Source organism: Clostridium sp., assembly GCF_030532265.1.
Classification (GTDB): domain Bacteria; phylum Bacillota; class Clostridia; order Clostridiales; family Clostridiaceae; genus Clostridium.
Genome location: NZ_JAUNLM010000024.1, coordinates 1 through 20,654, shown reverse-complemented (window position 1 = coordinate 20,654; position 20,654 = coordinate 1). Strand labels below are relative to the sequence as shown.

Sequence of the window (20,654 nt, the reverse complement as noted above, 5' to 3'; positions counted from 1 at the left end):
CTTAAAATACAACTCCTGACTTTAAAATAATATTTGCATAAGGAGTTTGCTCACCTGTTCTTATTACAGCCTTGCATTCCTTTAAGTTTTCTTTTAACTTTTCATGACTTACGAATGTTACTTTTACATCACCAATTTCTTTCTTTATTTCTTTATAAAGATCATTGCTTATTTTTTCTGTTTCTGTTGCAAGTACTACTTCTTCAATTTCTAATTCTAATAAAACTGCTTTTAATGTATCTATAAATGTAGGTAAATTCTTAATTATTGCAAGGTCTATTCTTTTTACATCCTTTGGTATAGGTAATCCACAATCTCCTATTGCCAAAGAATCTGTATGTCCCATTTCTGATATTACTGAACTTATTTGGCTATTTAATAACTTTGTTTTTCTCATATATTAATCTTCCTCTCCATAAACTTCAACTACTTCCTCTATACTTGCTATTGAAGGTTGTGCTCCTCTTCTTTGTACTGTTATAGATGAAACTTTATTTCCAAACCTTACTGCCTTTAAAAGATTTTCAAAAGTCATTTCATTTATATTTAACTTCGTACTTAATCCTCCAATAAAGCTATCACCTGCTGCTGTTGTATCTATTGCATTTACTTTAAATGCTTTAACTATTTCAGCCTTTTCTTTGCTTATAACAGCTGCTCCTTTTGAACCTAAAGTTATAATTACAAACTTAACTCCTTTTTTGAAAAATTCTGAAGCTGCAATTTTTGCTGTTTCTAAATCGTTAACTTCTATTCCTGTTAAAAGTTCTGCTTCTGTTTCATTTGGAATTATTATATCTGTATATTTTAATAATTCATCTTTTATTTTTTTTGCTGGTGCTGGATTTAAAATAGTTAATTTATTATTTTCCTTAGCCATTTTAAATCCTTCAATTGTAATATCTTCTGGTGTTTCAAATTGAGATATTACAATATCACTTTCCTTTATAACATTCTCACATTTTTTTATTTCATCGTTATTTAATGTCATGTTTGAACCTGATATAACAACAATTGAATTATTACCATTATCATTTACTGTTATCATAGCCATTCCTGTTGGTTCTTTTTCATCAACAAATATATATTCTGTATTTATTCCTTCTTTATCTAAAAGACCTTTTAATATTTTTCCATTATCATCTTGTCCAATTTTACTTATCATTGTAACTTTATTGCCACATCTTTTTGCAGCAACCCCTTGATTAGCTCCTTTTCCTCCAGCTATTTTTTCAAAGGATTTTGAAAGTATGGTTTCTCCTTCCTTTGGCATGTTCTTAACCTTTATAACTAAGTCCATATTTATGCTTCCAATTACACAAACTTTATTCATCTTCCCCATCCTTTCTTTACTTAACCGTTAAACTAAATCGGTTAAGTAAATCATAATACATTTTAAAATCGTTTACAAGTCTTTTTTGAAAATTTTCTGAATTTTTTATTTAAATTTAATTATAATGAGTGATTTTTTCTATATTAAATTACAAAACAGGTAGTTTTTTACTTAACTACCTGTTTTGTATAAATATAAATTTATCTCATATATTGATGTACTAATTCATAGCATCTATTTTTATAATTAAATTCTTGATAAAAATTATTTTTTAAAAAAGCTTCATTTGAACTGATTCTAAATTTACAGTATTTAAAAATTCATCTTCACTTATAATTTTTATTCCAAGTTCTTTAGCTTTTGATATTTTGCTAACTCCAGGATTTTCTCCAACAACTACCATATATGTTTTACCACTTATACTTTGTGTAACAGCTCCGCCATACATGATTGCAAGTTCTTGAAGCTCAATTCTATCCTTCTTAGTATCTCCTGTAAAAACTATTTTCTTTCCATCAAATAAATTTTCTATAATATTTTCTTTAGCCTTTTCAAGTCTTAATTTTTCTGCTTCTTTTTCCTCTTTGCTCTTTCTTACAAACTTAGGTGAAGCTTTTTTATCCCTTGACTTATCAAGTTTATCTTCTAACTTTTTTTCACTCTTTTTATCTAAACTATACTTAACACGACTATCTATAGTTTGCCATTTTTCTGGCTTTAATTTTTTTAAAAGTTCTAATAAATCAAGAACATCTTGAATAGCATTATGTTCTTGTCCATCTTTAATTCCATAATACTTTAATAAGTCAACAAGTTTATAACTATCAAGCTTAACCATTGCTCTAATTGTATTTAAGCTACAATAGAACTTTTGCTTATCATCAACAAATCCCCAATGCTTTAAAAATTTCCTATCAAAACTTGCATTGTGAGCTAATAATGGGCATTTATACTTTTTAACTAAAGCTTTAAATTTTTCTTTAATTTCTTCATCTTCTTCTATTGCTTCTAATCCATTTCCATAACCTTTTTTATACTCTTGTTCATCTATAACTTTCTTTAAATGAAGAGTATCTATAACTCTATAATCTTCAACTACAACAGCAGCTATTTCTCTTATTCCATCTTCTTTTTTAAAGCTCATAGGTGTTTCTATATCAACTATTATAAATCTTTCTTTTTTTTGCATATCCAAAAAATATTCTGGATGTACACTATGTAATTTTTCATTTATTTTTAAAATTATTTCATTTTCATCTACATATCCTACTACATCACAAAGTATGGATCCATCACTATATGCACCTTTATAATATAATTCCTTAACTTCTTTTGCTTTTGATGATATTATTTTTAATTCTTTTAATTTTTCAACTTTTTCTTCTTCTGATTTAAATTCTATCCATTCTCTCTTTGGATTTATCATTTACTTACCCCCTTATAGAAGCCCCTCTTCTCTATATCTTTCCATAGCTTTAATTAAATAACTTAATGTAGAAAAATCTCTATCTATTCTTTCTGATGCAATTTTAAGTCCTTGAATTAATGATTTTTCATTAAAGTTTTCCATTAATCTCATTATACTTACAGTATTTATTTTACCTTCTTTTGTATCTAGAACTCTTGATTTCTTAATATACTCATTATCCATTGCTTTATTTAATGAAGTCATTAATTCTAAGCTAAGGTCTAGCTTTGGAAAATCATCTAATATTTTAACTTCTTCTTCTTTAAATTTTAAATTTACTGCCTTACTTATATCAGTATTTAAAAATATAACATTTTTAAATTTAGCACCATCAAAATCTACACCTTCTAAATTAACACCTTCAAATATTGCATTTTTAAACTCAGCTTTTTTAAATTTACTTTTCTTTAAATTACTACCTATAAATTCAGTCCATTTAAATGTACAACCAAAGAAATCACATGATTTAAAATGTGCCCCTCTAAAGCTTGCAAAATTAAAATTTGACCCTGAAAATTCACTGTTATAACAGTTAGCTCTTCTAAAATCATTATACATAAAGTTTTTATTTGTTTTTTTCCCATTATTGTAATGGAATCTTTCATTTGTTTTTTTATTTATAGCCATATAATCCTCCAAGCTAATTTATTTATAAATTTATTAATAAATTCCTATTAAATTTTACTTTTATCTCACTCTATATTATCATACAATACAATTTATTTATATGTTTTATTTATTTTCATTTAAGAGTATTTTATATACGTTATATACCTTAAAAAATTTTTAATATATATAATTTATATTTACCTTTACATTAATTTTAAGGTTATAATTAAATTAAACTATATTTTATTGGAGGTATTGAAGATGGATTTTAAAAAAATAAATAATACTTGGATTTTAAGAATAGATAAAGGTGAAAACATAGTAAGTTCTATTAAAAACTTTTGTAAGGATAATAATATAAAACTTGGTTCAATTTCTGCTATAGGTGCAGCAACAAATATAAAAATAGGATACTTTGATTTAAATACAAAAGTATATAATGAGACTGTATTTGATGGAAAATATGAAATAACAAGTTTACTTGGAAATTTAACAACTAAAGATAATGAACCTTATCTTCATCTACATATAAATTTTAGTGGTGAAGACTGTGTAACTTATGGTGGCCATTTTGTTGAAGGAACCGTTACTGCTGTTTGTGAAATTATTTTAACTGAATTAGATGGACAAATTACTAGATATTTAGATGAAGTATCTGGATTAAACGTAATGAATTTAAAATAAAGCAAAAAAAGATATAGAATTAGTCATTCTTTCTAATTCTATATCTTTAAATTATTTTATACAATAAATCTTATTTATCTTATAAATAAATTATTAAAATTTCTATTACTATAATTATTTAATAATATATTTTTATATTTTTTCTGTTATTTTATTTAAAAACTTAGCTTCGTCACTGTTTAAATATTTTGATAACTTTTCTCTCACTATTTCATGATAATTATTTATCCAATTTATTTCTTCTTCACTTAAAAGCTCTTTATTTATACCCTTTGTATCTATTGGACAATATGATATAACATCAAACTTATAAAACTTTCCAAATTCTGATTCTTTATCTTCTACAACAAGCATAGTATTTTCTGTTCTTATTCCATGCTTACCTTCTTTATATATTCCAGGCTCATTTGTTATAATCATTCCTGGTTTTAATACTACATTATTTGGAACTTGGCTTATACTCTGAGGCCCTTCATGAACATTTAAGAAAAATCCAACACCATGACCTGTGCCACATTTATAATCTATTCCTTTATTCCATAATGGTTCTCTAGCCTTTATATCAATATTTGAACCTGTTGTTCCATCTAAAAACTTTGTAGTTAGTAAATTTATATGTCCCTTTAAAACTAATGTAAAATCATCCTTCTCCTCTTGTGTAAGCTTTCCAAGTACAAATGTTCTTGTAATATCAGTAGTCCCATCTAAATATTGTCCACCTGAATCAACTAAAAAAAGGCCTTCTTTTTTAAGCTCATAATTACTTAATTTTGTCGCACTATAATGCATCATAGCAGCGTGTTCTTTATAACCTGCAATTGTATTGAAACTTTCCCCTTTAAAAAATTCACCAAAACTTCTAAACTCCTTTAGCTTTTCTGAAGCTGATATTTCTGTAATCTTTTCTTTTCCAACATTATTTTCTAACCACATTCTAAACTTAACCATAGCTACTCCATCTCTTATTTGGCATCTGTTTAGATTTTCTAATTCTATTTTATTTTTTATAGCCTTTAAGTTTGTTGTTATATTTAAACTTTCTATAACCTTACAATTAGAATTTATATTTTCATATATAAGTGAATTAATTTTTTTAGGATCAATAAGTATATTTCCTTCTAATAATTTAGTATCTTCAATTATTTTATTGTAATTTTTAATATATATATTATCCTTTTCTAATTCATATTTAATTTTCTCTGAAACCTTCTCTTCATCTATATAAATATAAGCTTTATTCTCTTCAATAATTGAATAACTTAAAAATACAGGATTATATAAAATATCATTTCCTCTAAGGTTATAAAGCCAAGCAATATCATCTAATGATGATATTATATAATAATCAACATTTAAAGAAGTCATCTTTTCTCTTACTTCTTGTAACTTTTCTTCTCTACTTTTTCCTGCATATTTTACATCATGAATAAATATATTTTCATTCGGAAGGCTTGGTCTATCTTCCCAAACATATTGAAGTAAATCTTCATCTATTTTTATTTTAAATAAATTACTTTTTTCAATTTCTTTAAAGGACTTGTAGTCATTTACTGAAAATACTTTTCCATCAAAAGCTAAAACCTCACCCTTTTTAATATTTTCTTTAATCCATTCATTTAAAGTTGGATATCCTTCTATTCTCATTTTGAATAATTTTATATTAGAATCCTTTAGTTCTTTTTCTGCTTGAATAAAATATCTGCCATCAGTCCAAAGTATAGATTCCTTTAATCCAATAAGTAAAGTTCCTGCTGACCCTGTAAATCCTGACATAAACTTTCTTCCTTTAAAATAATCACTTACATATTCACTACCATGTGAATCTGAACTTGGAATAATATAATAATCTATCCCCTTTTCCTTCATTATTGCTCTAAATTTTTCTAATCTATTTTTTATAAGATTATTCATAAAATCGCCCCCATTTTATATAATTATTGTATTATCTATTTCATCAATTAACTTTTTAGATTTTTCTAACCTAGATAATATTCTATATATAGTAATAAATACTAACTTATCTTTTTCATCTACAACAGAGCTAAATTTACCTTTTATATACGTTTCTAAATTCATAACTTCATCTAAATCTAAAATTAACTCATTATTATTAAAGCTATAAGCCTTACTTAAATTAAACTTAAAGTCTTCAATAATATTACTTTTTATTTTATTTTTAAAAATATAAAAATAAAGATAGTATATATCATTATTTAAAAATCTTTGATTATATACAAATTCATTAACACATTTTAATTTATATGTACTATTATTAATTATTATTTTACTTTCAAATAGTTTAGAAAGCAAAACCTGTTCATCTATATAAGTTGTCAATTTAGCATTTATTTTCTCTTTACAACCTTTATATACCATATTTAAACTAATTTTATAGTATTGCTTACTTAACATATCTATAGAATCTTTTAAGCTGTACGGGAATATATACTTGCTTCCAATATACCCAATAAGTATACCAATAACCATAAAAATAAATCTATAAAAATCCCCGCTTGCTGGTGCATTAGTTATAATAGAAAATACTCCTAAACTAACTGTAGTTGTACATATAGTTTTTATAGTAAAATCTGATTGTATAGAATAAATATAATAAAATATAGCAAATATAAATACTTCTAAATAAAAACTTCCTACAAATATATCTATTAAGCTAAATATTATTATACCAACAATAGTTCCTTTAAATCTTTTAGTGAATCTCTTTTGACTATCTTCTATATAAGGTTGTACTACTGTAAATATAGTAAAAGTAATCCATTTACCTTCTGGAATTTTAAATAATTCTACAATAAAATAAGATACAGATAAAAGGAAAGATAATCTAAAAGCATATGTAAATTTAATTGATTTTCTAAAATTATATTTAAAAATATTTTTTATTTTAAATTTATTAAATGATGAAAATACATTTTTTATTTTAACCCTCTTTTTGTTCTTTAAATCAATTAAATTTGTTAAAGAAAATTTAAGCATTTCAATATTTTGTAATATATCATAAAAAGAATAATTATCTTTAAAATATTTAGAATACTTATTTGAAAAACTTTCTATATCAATAGTAAATTTTGAATAATAATTATCTTTTTTTATATAAATTTTCATTTCATTTATTAGATTTACTAAATCACTTAAAAATTCTTCTTCTTTACTACAATTAGTTAATTTAATTTTATTTATAGAATTACTTAATCGTTCTAAGCAAACTGATAAATTCAAAAGAATACTGTCATTATCATCAATATAAAAAAAGGAAGTTCTTCTATTATAAATAGTAGCTACTATACTATCTAAATATGTAGTTACCTTTAAATTTTTATTTTCTAATCTATATTCCTTACTTCCTTTTAATCTTTTAGTTTCTAAAATATCTTCATTTTTTAAAGTGCTTATTTCATTTAAAATACTATCTAATAGCAATATAAAATTAGACTTTATTTTGTCTTTTGACTTATCTTTATTTAAAATTAATTGGCTAACTATTATAAATAATGAACCAACAGCTAATGCAATTAATCTTTCTTTAAATTCATAAAAGTAATTAACTGGTTTAACTAAAAGATATAAATATCCAAGAACAAAAGGAATCCAAATAGACATTGTTAAGTCTGAAACAAAATTATATGTAATAAAAAATAATGCAAAAAAGTTTATAAATAACCCTAAAAATATATTAAAAGTAGCAATATAAGAAAATATACCTATATATAAAAAAGCCACTAAAAATATTAATGAATTTTTTATTGGATTAGCCGTTAAATCTTTATTCAATAAAGTTAATGCTCCTTTAACTAATGCAACACCTACAAATGCATTTATATTTCCAAGAAAGAACCAGTAAGAAAGAAAAACTATAACTCCAAGAATAAATATTATAGTTTTTAAAAAGTATTCATTCTTCAAAACTTTTTGCATACTTTATCACTCCAAAAATATATTTATTATTTAGAAATTATAAATATATTTTTTTATAATTCAACCATTCATTTAATAAAATGTAACATTATATATATTAAGTTAATTATTAAATTTATATATTGTATAAAAGGATTTCCTACCATTTATCATATATATAAATAGTTATTTTCTTTATATATTTAAATAATAAAATATAATATAAAAATGTATTTATAAAATAAAAAAGCCCACTATCTATAAAAATAGTAGGCTTTATTTTATTTAAAGTCTTTTAAAAGTGCTGCAAATGGATTGTTTATATCCTCTTCTGCTTCCTTTTGCATCTTCTTCATGATTTTATTTACTTCTCTTTTATTCACTTTATCATTTTTATTAAATCTTTTCTTAAATACTGATTCTTTTTCTCTAAAGTTACAATTTTCTCCTGGGCAAACATATATTTTTCCTTCACCAGACCCTCTAAGTTCTAATCTCTTTTTACACTCAGGACATCTTGCATTTGTAAGTCTTGCTATATTTTCTCTATGCCCACATTCTCTATCTTGACATACGTACATCTTTCCTTGCTTTCCTTTAACTTCAAGCATATACTTACCGCATTCTGGACACTTTTTACCAGTTAAATTATCATGATGAAATTTTGAATTTTCTTGTTTTACTGCTTCCACAAGAGCTATTGAATAATTTCTCATTTCCTTTGTAAACTTCTTTGGATCTTCTTTTCCTTTTGAAATTCTATCTAAAGCAGCCTCCCACTTTGCTGTAAGAAGTGGGGACTTAAGTTCACTTGGTACAAGTTCTATAAGCTGTTTTCCTTTTGATGTTGGGTAAATTTCTTTCCCCTTCTTCTCTATAACAAATGAATTAAATAATTTTTCAATTATATCTGCTCTTGTTGCAACAGTACCAAGTCCACCTGTTTCTCCTAAAGTTTTAGAAGAAGCTTTATCAACTTGTATATATTTTTGAGGATTTTCCATTGCTGATAAAAGAGTACCTTCATTAAATCTTGCTGGTGCCTTAGTTTCAGAAACTTTAACTTTAACATCTAAAATTTTTAAGCTATCACCTTTATTTATTTTTGGAAGTTCTTGTTCTTTTATATCCTCTTTATCATCCTCATCTTCTCTATCAAATACCTTTTTCCAACCTTTTGATTTAATTACTTTTCCTTTTGCTATAACTTTTTCTCCATTTATCTCTCCTTCAAGAGTTGTTTGAATATATTCAAATGGAGGTAATAATACTGATAAAAATCTTTTAACAACTAAATCATATACATGTCTTTCATCTGAACTTAAATTTGCTAAATTACTCTTTTCCTCTGTTGGAATTATAGCATGGTGATCTGATACCTTACTATCATCAACAAAGCTTTTATTTGCTTTTATTTTATTCTTTAAAAGCTCTGTTGCTATAGCTCTATATTCTCCAAATGCTATTCCTTTAAGTCTATCTGGAATAGTAGATACTATATCTCCTGATATATATCTTGAATCTGTTCGTGGATAAGTTAAAAGTTTATGATTTTCATAAAGTCTTTGCATTATATTTAATGTTTGCTTTGCAGAATATCCATAAATTTTATTACAATCTCTTTGAAGCTCTGTTAAATCATAAAGCTTTGGTGAATAAGTCTTTTTATTAGCTTCTTTAATATCAACTATTTTTATTTCACCATTTTTTATTTTTAATGATACTTTATCTTTAAAATCAGCATTAAATATTCTTGAATTATTATCTTTATTTACCCAAGTAAAATTACATTTATTTGTTTTTATATCTATTGTGTAATATTCCTTTGGTTTAAAATTTTTAATTTCCTCTTCTCTTTGTACTATCATAGCTAAAGTTGGTGATTGTACTCTACCTGCTGAAAGCTGAGCATTATGTTTGCAAGTTAAAGCTCTTGTTACATTAAGTCCAACAAGCCAATCAGCTTCTGCCCTACATTCTGCAGCATGAAAAAGATTATCATATTCTTTTCCATCTTTTAAATTTTTAAATCCATCTTTTATAGCCTTATCTGTCTGAGATGATATCCAAAGTCTCTTGAGAGGCTTTTTAACATGAGCTTTTTCAATTATCCATCTTGCAACAAGCTCTCCTTCACGTCCTGCATCTGTTGCTATTACAATTTCTCCTACATCTTTTCTATACATTTGCTCTTTAACAATTTTAAATTGCTTTCCACTACCTTTTATAACCGTAAGCTTCATATGCTTTGGAAGCATTGGCAATGTTTCCATATTCCATGCTTTCCATGCTGGATTATATCCTTCTGGTGCATCTAAAGTTACTAGATGTCCTAATGCCCATGTTACTATATACTTTTCTCCTTCTAAATATCCATTCCCCTTTTTATTACATTTTAAAACTCTTCCAAGTTCTCTTCCTACTGAAGGTTTTTCTGCTAAAACTAATATTTTACTCATATAAATTCCTTTCAATCTATATTAAAAAGTTATTTTCTACACTATTTAACATGATAACTTAATATTTAATTCTTATTATTTCATTATAAACTAAATAACAATTAATACAAAATTTTTAATTATCATTATACTTTTCTTAATAACAAAAAATTTTACTAAATACAGATATTTTAAAATTCTACAACAAAATTATTTATTGCACTTTTTTAAATATAAATTCTTTTTAAATATTTGAATATTTTGTAATTAATGTTATAATAATCCTAAAACAAGGAATAATTTAATATAAACTTGTAGCATAATTTTTTATTATTTTATAATTACTAATTATTTAAAAAGGAGGAGATATTATGACAGCTTCTGTTAAAGAAAATATTAATATGGACATAATTGATAAAATTGATATTAGAGTTGGAACAATAAAATTAGTTGAGGATATTGAAAAATCAAAAAAATTAGTTAAACTAACTGTTAATTTTGGTGAATTTGAAAGAACTATATTAGTAGGAATGAAAGGCGAAAGAGAAAATCCTAAAGAAATCGAAGGTCAACAAGCACTATTTATAGTTAATTTACCTCCAAAGAAAATGGCAGGTGAAATTTCAGAAGGTATGCTTTTTGATATTGGATATGCTGATGGAATTACCCCTGTTTTAGCACAACCTGAAAAACCAGTTCCTAATGGAACAAGAGTTGGTTAGAACTTAACATAACATTAAAAAATATTATTTAATGTTATATAAAAATATTTTAAAAAATATTATATAGCATTAATAAAAATAACAATTAACTAAAACCTTTTTAGTTTTCCATGATACACATTTTAATATAACATCAATAAAAAATAACCTAATAAGTAATTTTTTAAAATTACTTATTAGGTATTTAATTAAAACTTTTACTAATAATCTGTTCTTAAATTATCCTTTGTCCAATATTCAAAAGCTTTTAAACATTCACTTTTATCTAAAGCTTCCAAATCTATTATTTTTTTATCATTACAATCTTCTTTTAAAAACTTTAATATATGCTCATCTCTAAAGCCAATATCTCTAGCATCTTGAACTGTGCATCCATAATACACTTTTGATATATTAGCCCAAATAATAGCTGACATACACATAGGACAAGGTTCTGATGTTGTATATAATTCACATCCACTTAAGTCAAAAGTATTAAGTTCTTTACAAGCTTTTCTTATAACGTTTACTTCACCATGAGCAGTAGGATCATTATCTTTAATTACAGTATTATGAGCCACAGCTATAATTTTTCCATCCTTAACTATTGCTGCACCAAATGGACCTCCTTCGTGATGCTTCATTCCATCCATGCAACTTTCAACACATAAATTCATTATCTTATCTTTTTCCATATTCATACCCTCTTTATCTTAATTATTATATTAATTATTAAATTATTTACATATTAATATTATACTTATAATAATTTATTTTTAAAATATGGCTAATAATTTTATGCATCTTTCTTTAAGCTAGCCATTAATATTTTCTCAGCTGTCATAGGTAAGTCTCTAATATTAACTCCCATTCCATTATATATAGCATTTGCTATTGCTGGAGCTGGTGTATTGATAACAATTTCACCTATTGATTTAGCTCCAAATGGACCCGTTGGTTCATAACTACTTTCAAATTCTACTCTTACATTACCAACATCTAATCTAGTTGGTAACTTATATTGCATAAAAGTATCATTAATCATTCTACCATTCTTATCATAGTTTATATCTTCAAGTAATGCCATACCAATACCTTGCACTATTCCACCTTCTGCTTGTATTCTTGCAAGTGCTGGATTTATTACTGTTCCACAATCAACAACTGAAACATAATCAACTACTGATGTTTTTCCTGTTTCTTTATCAATTTCAACTTCAACCAATCCAACCATAAATGGTGGTGGTGAAACTGGACTTGAATGTGATACAGAAACAACAATAAATTGTCTATCCCCTACAATTAATCTTTCAGAAAGTTCTTCTAAAGAAATTTCTTTGCTTCCATCTAAAGCTTTTATTGTTTTTCCATCAAACTCAACTTCTTCTGGAGTTAAATTTAATTCTTTAGCTCCCTCAATGCAAATTCTTTTTCTCATTTCCTCACAAGTTTTTACTACAGCCATTCCTGTTACATAAGTTGTACTTGATGCGTAAGAACCAACATCATATGGTGACATATCAGTATCAACACCACTTACTGTAACATTTTCTATAGGGCAATCAAGACATTCTGCTGCCATTTGAGTAAATATAGTATCAGAACCTGTACCCATATCAGATGATGCGAGCATTAATTGATAAAAACCTCCATCACCTAATTTTATTTCAACAGAAGCTTTATCTATATTTTCTATACCTGAACCTTGCATAGTTATTGCTACACCTACAGATCTTACTTTATTATTTCCAATATCTTTATATGGATATTTTTCATCCCACTTAAATATTTCTTTAGCCCTCTTTAAACACCTATCAAGAGCACAACTATTAAGAGTTTCACCATGATATGCAGGAAGATATTCTCCTTCTTTAACCATATTTATTTCTCTTATTATAGTAGGATCCATATTAAGCTTTGCTGCTAATTCATTTATTATAGATTCAACAGCAAAGAATCCTTGAGTTGCACCATAACCTCTAAATGCACCAGCTGCCATTGTATTAGTATATACAACTTTATAATCAAAATTATATGCCTCTACTCTATTGTATACTGTTAAAGGCTTAACTCCAACTAACTCTACAACTGTAGGTCCTTGTTCTCCGTAAGCACCTGTATTTGAAATAACTGAAATATCAAGTGCTTTTATTACCCCATCTTTATTTGCTCCTAACTTAACTTTTAATTGCATCGCATGTCTACTAGATGATGCAGTAAATGTTTCTTGTCTATCATAAATTATCATTGCAGGTTTCCCTGTTTTTAATGTAACTATGGCAGGATATATTTCGCAACATAATGTTTGCTTAGCTCCAAAACCTCCACCAATACGTGGTTTAATTACTCTTATTTGTGATTTTGGTATATCTAATGCTCTTCCTAAAATTCTTCTTAAGTGAAAAGGGATTTGTGTTGAACTAACAACTACTAATCTTCCGTAACAATCATAATGAGTAAAAGCTCTCATTGTTTCCATCATAGCTTGTGCATTAGCTTTTGTATTATAAGTTTCCTCTAAAACTATATCACATTCTTTTAGTACCTCATCAACGTTACCTTTTTTCATATTACCTGATGCACATATATTTCTCTTTTGGTCTGTTCCAAAATCAAAATGAACAAAATAGTCATCCTCATCATGTATTACTATATCATTATCTATAGCTTCTATTGGGTCAAATATAGCTTTCAACTTTTTATATTTTACTTTAATTAATTTCATTGCTTTATCAACTGATTTTTCATCAATTCCAGCTACTATAGCAACAGCATCTCCAACATGCCTAACTCTATTTTCCAAAATTAATCTATCATATGGAGCTGGCTCTGGATATGACTGCCCTGCAATTTGAAACCTTTTATTTGGTACATCTTCATAAGTTAGTATACACTCTATACCTGGAACCTTCATTGCAATATCTTTTTTTATTTCTAATATTTCAGCATGTGCATGTGGGCTCCTTAAAACTTTAACTATTAAAGGATTACTTGGTGCTATATCCTCAGTATAAACAGGTTTTCCAGTAAGTAATGACATAGAATCTACTTTTGCATAGCTCTTATTTACTATTTTCATTTACTTAACCTCCTTGCTATTTAAATACTTCTTAATAGCTCTAAGTTGTCCCATGTATCCTGTACACCTACAAAGATTTCCAGATAAATATTCTTTTATTTCTTCTTCTGTAGGGTTTACTAATTCTTTTTTCATGGCTAATACATTCATAATAAATCCTGGACTACAATATCCACACTGTTCTGCACCTTCAGCTGCCATGAATTTTGCAAACTCACTTACTTGATCATTTAAGCCTTCTAATGTAAAAATATGTTTTCCATTCATTTTAACAGCTAATGTTGAACATGATAAAATTGGTTTTTCATCAGCCCAAACAGTACATAATCCACAATTTGATGTATTGCAACCTCTTTTTACACTTAAATATCCTTTTTCTCTAATAAAATCTATAAGTAATTTATCGGCTTCTATGTCATCAGTATAAAGTTTATTATTAATCCAAATTTTAGTAATCATACATAATTACCTCCAATTAATTCTTTTATACCTCTTTTTACGAATACTTTAGCTAGAATTTCTCTATAATCTTTAGATCCTCTCATATTACTTCCAAATACTAGCTCTGAAACTACTTTATCGCAAGCAATTTCTATTTCTTCTTCTGTTGGATTATTTGATAAGACTTTTGATGCTTCTTTAGCTATTTCAGCTCTATTAGGTCTTCCACCAACTACAATTTTCCAATTATCACCTATTTTACTTAATGAAACTATTAAAACTGGTAAATCAGTTTCTGAAAGCCTATGAGTAAAATATATATTTTTACTTTTATTCTTTTTAACTATTATTTTTTCTATTATATCTTTTTCATAAGGTAACTTTGAAAATTCTTCTAAAGATATAATTCCTCTTTTATGTGAAACTACATAACTATCTAATGTTAAAAATGCAGCTAAAACATCTGAAAAACCAAATCTTGAATATATACTTCCTCCAACTGTTGCTAAATTTCTAAATTGAACTCCAACAATATGTTTAACAGATTCTTTAAAAATATCTTGAAATTCATCGTTTAAAGCCTTGTTTAATTCTAAATCTCTAAGTGTAACCATAGACCCAATATGAAATTCATCATCTTTTTCTTCTATTTTATTTAAATTTAAGCTTGATAAATCTATAGCTGTATTTATATTCTTTTTTCCCATTTTAAGCCATAAAAGGCCTCCTAGAATAGTGTTTGTCTTGTTTTTGCTTAATATTTCATAAGCCTCTTCTAATGAGCTTGGTCTTACATACTCTTTTATAGTAAACAAACAAATCCCTCCATCACATAAACTTATATTTTATTTTTCTAGTCTTTTTCTTCTTAAAATGGCTTTTTTAGTTGCATTAAATATTTTATTATATCCTGTACATCTACATAAATGTCCTGATATTTCTCTTCTTATTTCTTCATCTGTATAATCTTTTCCACTATCAACTAAAGCAGTTGTTGTTAGAACTAAACCTGGTGTACAGAAACCACATTGAACAGCCCCTTCTTCAATGAATGCTTCTTGAACATCTGAAAGCTTACCATTTTTCTCAAGTCCCTCAACTGTTTTTATTGTTTTTCCGTCTGCCCAAGCAGCTAAATAAATACATGAATCTGTTGGAACACCATTTACTAAAACAGTACATGCTCCACATTCACCAACAAGACATCCTTGTTTTACTCCTGTTAAATGTAATCTACTTCTCAATACTTCTGATAAAGATTCCCTAACATCTATTTCTAATTCATATTTTCTTTCATTTACTGTAAATGATATTTTTCTTTTTAAACCCATGACTATTCACCTATCCTCTCGCTGCTCTTTCTACTGATTCTTTTATTGCTCTATATGTTAATTCATCTATTAAATGCTCTTTATATTCTTTAGAAGCATTCCAGAAATCTATAGCTCTTGATGATTTTAAAGCTAACTTTCCAAGCAACTTCATGTTTTCATCATTAACTTCCATTCCTTTTGCTTCACATTCAGCTATTTCACATCTTATTGGAACAGGCCCTGACACTCCTAATGCTACTCTAACATCAACAAACTTACCATCTTTAACTTCTACAAGTGCTGCAACACCCATAAGAGCTATATCCATAGCGTTTCTACTAGCAAATTTAATATAATTACCATATTTATTTTCATAATCTTTCTTCTCTATAATTATACTAACTAATATTTCATCTTTTCTTATATTAGTCATTCCAGGTCCTTTATAGAAATCCTTTACACTCAGTATTCTCTCACCTGATTTTGATTTAAGTTTAACTTTGCTATTTAAAGCAAAAACAGTTGGTGCACTATCTCCTGATACCGCTCCATTACATATATTTCCACCAATTGTAGCCATATTTCTAATTTGTGGACCTCCCATTGATACAGCAGCCTCTGCTAAAATTGGAATGTGTTTATTTATTATCTCACTTCTAAATATGTCTGAGAAAGTTGCCATAGCTCCAACTTCAATTGATTCATCTTCAAGTATTTTTATTTCATTTAATCCTTCAATATCTCTTATACTTATTAAATTTAAAGATTTGAATCTTTCTTCATGAAGCTTTACAAGTACATCAGTTCCTCCTGCTATTATTGTTAAATTATCTTTTTCATCTAATAAATTTAATGCCTCTTCTAATGTTTTAGGTTCTAATATTTCATTTATATCATACATACTATTTCGCCTCCTATATAAGTCCAACTTCTTTAAATTTTTCAAATACTGATTGTGAATCCATTGGTAATTTATTAAATGCTACACCAGTTGCATTTAATACTGCATTACGAATTGCAGGTGCTGGAGAAATTGTTGTATTTTCTCCTAGTGATTTTTGACCAAAACTTGATGTTGGATCATAAGTATCTACAAATTCACATTTTATTTCTGGAGTATCCATTATTGTTGGTAATTTATAATGTAACAAGTTATTATTTATTACTGCTCCAGTTTCTTTATCTATTATGAATTTTTCAGATAAAGCAAATCCTAAAGCCATACTTACTCCACCATGAACTTGTCCTTCTGCTAACTTTTTATTTAAAATTTTTCCTGAATCATGTAAATTATATAAATCTAAAACTTTTATTTTTCCAGTTCTTATATCAACTTCAACTTCAACAAAAGTTGCACCATAAGCTATTGCATTATTTTGAACCTTAACAGTTAAATCACTTGTTATAGGTGCATATTTAACTTTGTTATAATATGCTTCAAGTGCAATTTCTTCTAATGGATATAGTTCTCTTTTTGTTCCTTTTTCTATTACTTTTGCATCAGCTATATCTAAAAGACTTGCATCTAAACCACATTTATCGCTTGCAATTTCTAAAACTTTTTTCTTAACTTCTAATGCAGCTTTTTTAACAGCTTGACCTGCTATAAATGACTGTCTTGATGCATATGATCCTGTATCAAAAGGAGTAACATCTGTATCTTGTTCTGAAACTAAAGTTACCATTTCAAATGGTATTCCTATTGTTTCAGCAACCATTTGACTAAATACTGTATCACTACCTTGTCCTATTTCTGTAGCTCCAACTTGAACTTGAACTGAACCATCTTGATTCATTACTATTCTTGTTCCTGCAGCCTCAAGAGATACTGGCCATGTACCTGAGAAATAACTAAATACTGCCATTCCAACTCCTCTTCTTATAGGACCATCTTGATTTTTATATAACTCTCTCTTTCTATCCCAATCAATTAATTCTCTACCTCTTTTTACACATTCAGGTAAACCAAATGTACGAACAACAAGTCCATTATCTGGATCTACATGTCCTTCTTTTATAAAGTTGTTTAATCTAAATTCAACAGGATCTAAATTTAAATCCTTACATATATCATCTACAAGTGATTCAATAACAAAACACATTTGTGGTATACCATATGCTCTCATGGCACCAGCTACTGGTAAATTTGTATATATTGTTTTTGGACGATATTTTTCAGCTTTTATATTATAAAGAGGTCTTATTTTACTTCCTGCACTCATTGCAATTGAATGTCCATGTGATGCATAAGCCCCATTATTTACAAAATTCTCTATATCATAACCTTCAATTTTATTATCTTTTGATATAGCTGCTTTTATATTAACTCTCATTGAATGTCTTGTTCTAGTTGCAACAATTGCTTCTTCTCTACCTAGTTGAAATCTAACTGGTCTTCCTCCTACAGCTAATGACATTGCTGCTGTTAAAGGTTCAATTATAACATCTTGCTTTCCACCAAAGCCACCACCTACATATGGCTTTATTACTCTTACTCTACCAATAGGTAAATTACAAGCTTTTGCAACTATTCTTCTTGCAATATGTGGTATCTGTGTTGAAGAAATAACTAACATTCTTCCTTTTTCATCAATCTTTGCCATTGCATTATGAATTTCCATTTGACAATGTTGAACTATTTGAGTTTCATATTGTCCACCATATACTTTATCAGCATTTTTAAAAACTTCATCTGGATCTCCTACTGTTATACCAAAATCACTAACTATATTATTAGGTCTTTCATCATGAATAACTGGAGCTCCAGGTTTTATAGCTTCCTCTTGATCTACTACAAAAGGTAATACTTCGTAATCTACTTTTATTAATTTCAAAGCTTTCTTTGCTGTAAGTTCATCTACAGCTATTACAGCTGCAATAGAATCTCCAACAAAACGTGCTTTATCTGTAAGTAATTGATAATCTTCTATATCTCTATGACTTGGATCTAATGAATATGGATGTCCTGCTGTTGGAAATTTAGTATTTGGTACATTTTTATATGTTAATACTGCTTCAACGCCTTCTAAGTTTTCAGCTTCAGTAGTATCAATATCTTTTACCTTTGCATGTGCATAAGGACTTCTTAACACCATTCCAACAAGTGCATCCCTCTCAAAATAATCTGAACAATACTTAGCTTTTCCTGTAACTTTAGCTACTGCATCAACTCTATTTATACTTTTACCTATTAAATCATAAGCTTTACCCATTTTTCTACAATCCCTTCTGTAACTAAAATAATTAGTTTATTTATTCATAATACTCATTATATTTAATTAATTGCTTTAAATTCCTTGTATTATACAAATCATCATTCCCCTTAATATTTAATTAAGGGGCTAATGATTCATCTTTGTATTTACCTTTTAAACATTAGATATTTTAATTTAACTTTTAATTTAAGCTAATTTCCCCTCATCTAATGGTTTATGTTTCAATTTATATAAATTGTATAAATTAATTAATGCTATAAGCCCATTTGATACTGATATAGGATAAGCTCCTACTATAATCCCATATATTACAAATAAAACGCATCCAATAGTATTGATTATTCTAAGTTTCACTATAGATGTCATAATTAATGATACAACTATCATAGCTGATGCTATATAACCAATCCATTCAACAAGTGTACTATTCATATTTTAAATTCCTCCACCTCATAATATTTTTATTATGTTTCTTAAAATTTTATTTCTTTAAGATATATAAATAGATGTGGTTCTAATTTTTTATTATGTCTACACTTTGCGAGCAATATGTTAATTAAATGTGTATCTAAGTTTAAAATAAATTAATTTATTTTTTATATGTGCTCATATGCTTTAATTAATTTATAAATACAAAGCTTTATTAATTTTTAAATTTATTCGACTTGTTTTTTATACTTACTTGCTAGAAATAATACTATACAAGCTAATACAACATTAAGCCATTGAGTAAGTTGAATAAATATATTTACTTTGCTTATTGTCAAATTTATAGCTATACAAGCTACTGCAATAGTAAGTATTGTCCAATATTGAATACTTATACCATCAGCATTTTTTAATTTTATTAATTTATATATTTGTGGTAAAAATGAATATATTAAAGTTATACTTCCTAATAATTGAGCAATATTTCCTACTAATTGTAAATCAGGCATATTTAACATCTCCTATCCACATAATCTACTTTTTATTTTTTTCTCTTTTTTCTTTTATACTAAAATGAACAATCAATACAGTGCTAAAAACAGCAAATATAACGTTTACACTTTGAGTTATTAATTGTACTTTTGGAACATTACATATAAATTGATTTAAACATATACATGTTATTCCAAAAGTCATAATTACCCAATATTGTATACTGTTATTACCTGGGCTTTTAGTTTTAAAAAGAGTATAAATTTGTGGTAGGAATGAATATATAATAAGTATACCCCCTATTATATTCATAATTGTTCCAAATCTTATTAAACCGCTCATAGCTCCCTTATTTCTAAAACCTTTATTTTAAAGGTGACCCTTTTTAGAAATAAGTCCCTCCCTTCAAAAGTAAATTTTTATTATAATAATTATTTTAAATTTTTAATTTAGCTATTTTAAAATTTAATCTATGAATTATTTTATAAAAATTATTTATTATCTCTACAATAAATTGTTGGTACTGCTGCATAAACTGCT

Annotated in this window: 19 protein-coding genes; 2 read left to right on the top strand and 17 right to left on the bottom strand. The window is 26.6% G+C overall.

Features of this window, described 5'->3' with window-relative positions; genetic code table 11:
- Position 1: 1 nt before the first annotated feature.
- The 4 genes from rbsD to Q4E08_RS06860 all read right to left on the bottom strand — a co-directional run bounded on the left by rbsD (position 2) and on the right by Q4E08_RS06860 (position 3,428).
- Positions 2 to 397: a D-ribose pyranase gene (rbsD, locus tag Q4E08_RS06875; RefSeq protein WP_303129570.1), complete on the bottom strand. Its 396-nt coding sequence runs from the start codon at positions 395 to 397 to the stop codon at positions 2 to 4.
- Between the two features lie 3 nt (positions 398 to 400).
- Positions 401 to 1,333, bottom strand: coding sequence for a ribokinase (gene rbsK / locus Q4E08_RS06870; RefSeq protein ID WP_303129569.1), 933 nt, complete (start codon positions 1,331 to 1,333; stop codon positions 401 to 403).
- A gap of 271 nt (positions 1,334 to 1,604) precedes the next feature.
- Entirely contained in the window at positions 1,605 to 2,759 is a 1,155-nt protein-coding gene (locus tag Q4E08_RS06865) for a 3'-5' exonuclease (protein WP_303129568.1), read from the bottom strand.
- 12 nt (positions 2,760 to 2,771) lie between these two features.
- Positions 2,772 to 3,428 (bottom strand): pentapeptide repeat-containing protein, encoded by a 657-nt coding sequence (locus tag Q4E08_RS06860; RefSeq protein WP_303129567.1) that lies wholly within the window; start codon positions 3,426 to 3,428, stop codon positions 2,772 to 2,774.
- 243 nt (positions 3,429 to 3,671) lie between these two features.
- Between Q4E08_RS06860 and Q4E08_RS06855 the strand changes: the two genes are divergently transcribed.
- Positions 3,672 to 4,094: a PPC domain-containing DNA-binding protein gene (locus tag Q4E08_RS06855; RefSeq protein WP_303129566.1), complete on the top strand. Its 423-nt coding sequence runs from the start codon at positions 3,672 to 3,674 to the stop codon at positions 4,092 to 4,094.
- Between the two features lie 132 nt (positions 4,095 to 4,226).
- Here Q4E08_RS06855 and Q4E08_RS06850 read toward each other — a convergent pair whose 3' ends face one another.
- The 3 genes from Q4E08_RS06850 to Q4E08_RS06840 all read right to left on the bottom strand — a co-directional run bounded on the left by Q4E08_RS06850 (position 4,227) and on the right by Q4E08_RS06840 (position 10,465).
- Positions 4,227 to 6,005, bottom strand: a complete 1,779-nt coding sequence (locus Q4E08_RS06850; RefSeq protein WP_303129565.1) for an aminopeptidase P family protein — start codon at positions 6,003 to 6,005, stop codon at positions 4,227 to 4,229.
- Between the two features lie 15 nt (positions 6,006 to 6,020).
- Positions 6,021 to 8,027, bottom strand: coding sequence for an FUSC family protein (locus Q4E08_RS06845; protein ID WP_303129564.1), 2,007 nt, complete (start codon positions 8,025 to 8,027; stop codon positions 6,021 to 6,023).
- Between the two features lie 260 nt (positions 8,028 to 8,287).
- Positions 8,288 to 10,465, bottom strand: coding sequence for a DNA topoisomerase III (locus Q4E08_RS06840; RefSeq protein WP_303129563.1), 2,178 nt, complete (start codon positions 10,463 to 10,465; stop codon positions 8,288 to 8,290).
- 350 nt (positions 10,466 to 10,815) lie between these two features.
- Here Q4E08_RS06840 and Q4E08_RS06835 point away from each other — a divergent pair, with 350 nt between their 5' ends.
- Positions 10,816 to 11,166 carry a tRNA-binding protein gene (locus Q4E08_RS06835; protein WP_303129562.1) on the top strand — a complete coding sequence of 117 codons (351 nt, stop codon included), beginning with the start codon at positions 10,816 to 10,818 and terminating at the stop codon, positions 11,164 to 11,166.
- Positions 11,167 to 11,366: 200 nt separating this feature from the next.
- Here the strand turns inward: Q4E08_RS06835 and Q4E08_RS06830 are convergent, their stop codons facing one another.
- From Q4E08_RS06830 to Q4E08_RS06785, 10 genes are all read right to left on the bottom strand, one after another.
- Complete coding sequence (locus Q4E08_RS06830; protein WP_303129561.1) at positions 11,367 to 11,840, bottom strand: nucleoside deaminase; 474 nt, start codon at positions 11,838 to 11,840, stop codon at positions 11,367 to 11,369.
- Positions 11,841 to 11,941: 101 nt separating this feature from the next.
- The gene (locus Q4E08_RS06825) at positions 11,942 to 14,224 is read right to left on the bottom strand and encodes a xanthine dehydrogenase family protein molybdopterin-binding subunit (protein WP_303129560.1); all 2,283 of its coding nucleotides are present in this window, start codon (positions 14,222 to 14,224) and stop codon (positions 11,942 to 11,944) included.
- On the bottom strand, positions 14,225 to 14,683 hold the full coding sequence (locus Q4E08_RS06820; protein WP_303129559.1) for a (2Fe-2S)-binding protein: 459 nt from the start codon (positions 14,681 to 14,683) through the stop codon (positions 14,225 to 14,227).
- Positions 14,680 to 15,480: a xanthine dehydrogenase family protein subunit M gene (locus Q4E08_RS06815; RefSeq protein ID WP_303129558.1), complete on the bottom strand. Its 801-nt coding sequence runs from the start codon at positions 15,478 to 15,480 to the stop codon at positions 14,680 to 14,682. Before Q4E08_RS06815 ends, Q4E08_RS06820 begins: the two co-directional genes overlap by 4 nt.
- Before the next feature lie 30 nt (positions 15,481 to 15,510).
- Positions 15,511 to 15,996 carry a xanthine dehydrogenase subunit XdhC gene (gene xdhC, locus Q4E08_RS06810; RefSeq protein ID WP_303129557.1) on the bottom strand — a complete coding sequence of 162 codons (486 nt, stop codon included), beginning with the start codon at positions 15,994 to 15,996 and terminating at the stop codon, positions 15,511 to 15,513.
- A 10-nt stretch (positions 15,997 to 16,006) separates the two neighbouring features.
- A complete protein-coding gene (gene xdhB / locus Q4E08_RS06805) occupies positions 16,007 to 16,879 on the bottom strand; it encodes a xanthine dehydrogenase FAD-binding subunit XdhB (protein ID WP_303129556.1) in 873 nt (290 codons plus the stop codon).
- 13 nt (positions 16,880 to 16,892) lie between these two features.
- Positions 16,893 to 19,190: a xanthine dehydrogenase molybdenum-binding subunit XdhA gene (xdhA, locus tag Q4E08_RS06800; protein ID WP_303129555.1), complete on the bottom strand. Its 2,298-nt coding sequence runs from the start codon at positions 19,188 to 19,190 to the stop codon at positions 16,893 to 16,895.
- 189 nt (positions 19,191 to 19,379) lie between these two features.
- Positions 19,380 to 19,625, bottom strand: a complete 246-nt coding sequence (locus tag Q4E08_RS06795) for a YgjV family protein (protein WP_303129554.1) — start codon at positions 19,623 to 19,625, stop codon at positions 19,380 to 19,382.
- Between the two features lie 224 nt (positions 19,626 to 19,849).
- Positions 19,850 to 20,140: a PQ-loop domain-containing transporter gene (locus tag Q4E08_RS06790; RefSeq protein WP_303129553.1), complete on the bottom strand. Its 291-nt coding sequence runs from the start codon at positions 20,138 to 20,140 to the stop codon at positions 19,850 to 19,852.
- Between the two features lie 16 nt (positions 20,141 to 20,156).
- The gene (locus Q4E08_RS06785; protein ID WP_368410167.1) at positions 20,157 to 20,456 is read right to left on the bottom strand and encodes a hypothetical protein; all 300 of its coding nucleotides are present in this window, start codon (positions 20,454 to 20,456) and stop codon (positions 20,157 to 20,159) included.
- Between the last annotated feature and the right edge of the window lie 198 nt (positions 20,457 to 20,654).

What these genes read in the sequence shown, in the direction of transcription:
- rbsD (WP_303129570.1), bottom strand. Translation starts at nt 397, where the DNA reads ATGAGAAAAACAAAGTTATTAAATAGCCAAATAAGTTCAGTAATATCA.
- rbsK (WP_303129569.1), bottom strand. Translation starts at nt 1,333, where the DNA reads ATGAATAAAGTTTGTGTAATTGGAAGCATAAATATGGACTTAGTTATA.
- Q4E08_RS06865 (WP_303129568.1), bottom strand. Translation starts at nt 2,759, where the DNA reads ATGATAAATCCAAAGAGAGAATGGATAGAATTTAAATCAGAAGAAGAA.
- Q4E08_RS06860 (WP_303129567.1), bottom strand. Translation starts at nt 3,428, where the DNA reads ATGGCTATAAATAAAAAAACAAATGAAAGATTCCATTACAATAATGGG.
- Q4E08_RS06855 (WP_303129566.1), top strand. Translation starts at nt 3,672, where the DNA reads ATGGATTTTAAAAAAATAAATAATACTTGGATTTTAAGAATAGATAAA.
- Q4E08_RS06850 (WP_303129565.1), bottom strand. Translation starts at nt 6,005, where the DNA reads ATGAATAATCTTATAAAAAATAGATTAGAAAAATTTAGAGCAATAATG.
- Q4E08_RS06845 (WP_303129564.1), bottom strand. Translation starts at nt 8,027, where the DNA reads ATGCAAAAAGTTTTGAAGAATGAATACTTTTTAAAAACTATAATATTT.
- Q4E08_RS06840 (WP_303129563.1), bottom strand. Translation starts at nt 10,465, where the DNA reads ATGAGTAAAATATTAGTTTTAGCAGAAAAACCTTCAGTAGGAAGAGAA.
- Q4E08_RS06835 (WP_303129562.1), top strand. Translation starts at nt 10,816, where the DNA reads ATGACAGCTTCTGTTAAAGAAAATATTAATATGGACATAATTGATAAA.
- Q4E08_RS06830 (WP_303129561.1), bottom strand. Translation starts at nt 11,840, where the DNA reads ATGGAAAAAGATAAGATAATGAATTTATGTGTTGAAAGTTGCATGGAT.
- Q4E08_RS06825 (WP_303129560.1), bottom strand. Translation starts at nt 14,224, where the DNA reads ATGAAAATAGTAAATAAGAGCTATGCAAAAGTAGATTCTATGTCATTA.
- Q4E08_RS06820 (WP_303129559.1), bottom strand. Translation starts at nt 14,683, where the DNA reads ATGATTACTAAAATTTGGATTAATAATAAACTTTATACTGATGACATA.
- xdhC (WP_303129557.1), bottom strand. Translation starts at nt 15,996, where the DNA reads ATGGGTTTAAAAAGAAAAATATCATTTACAGTAAATGAAAGAAAATAT.
- xdhB (WP_303129556.1), bottom strand. Translation starts at nt 16,879, where the DNA reads ATGTATGATATAAATGAAATATTAGAACCTAAAACATTAGAAGAGGCA.
- xdhA (WP_303129555.1), bottom strand. Translation starts at nt 19,190, where the DNA reads ATGGGTAAAGCTTATGATTTAATAGGTAAAAGTATAAATAGAGTTGAT.
- Q4E08_RS06795 (WP_303129554.1), bottom strand. Translation starts at nt 19,625, where the DNA reads ATGAATAGTACACTTGTTGAATGGATTGGTTATATAGCATCAGCTATG.
- Q4E08_RS06790 (WP_303129553.1), bottom strand. Translation starts at nt 20,140, where the DNA reads ATGTTAAATATGCCTGATTTACAATTAGTAGGAAATATTGCTCAATTA.
- Q4E08_RS06785 (WP_368410167.1), bottom strand. Translation starts at nt 20,456, where the DNA reads ATGAGCGGTTTAATAAGATTTGGAACAATTATGAATATAATAGGGGGT.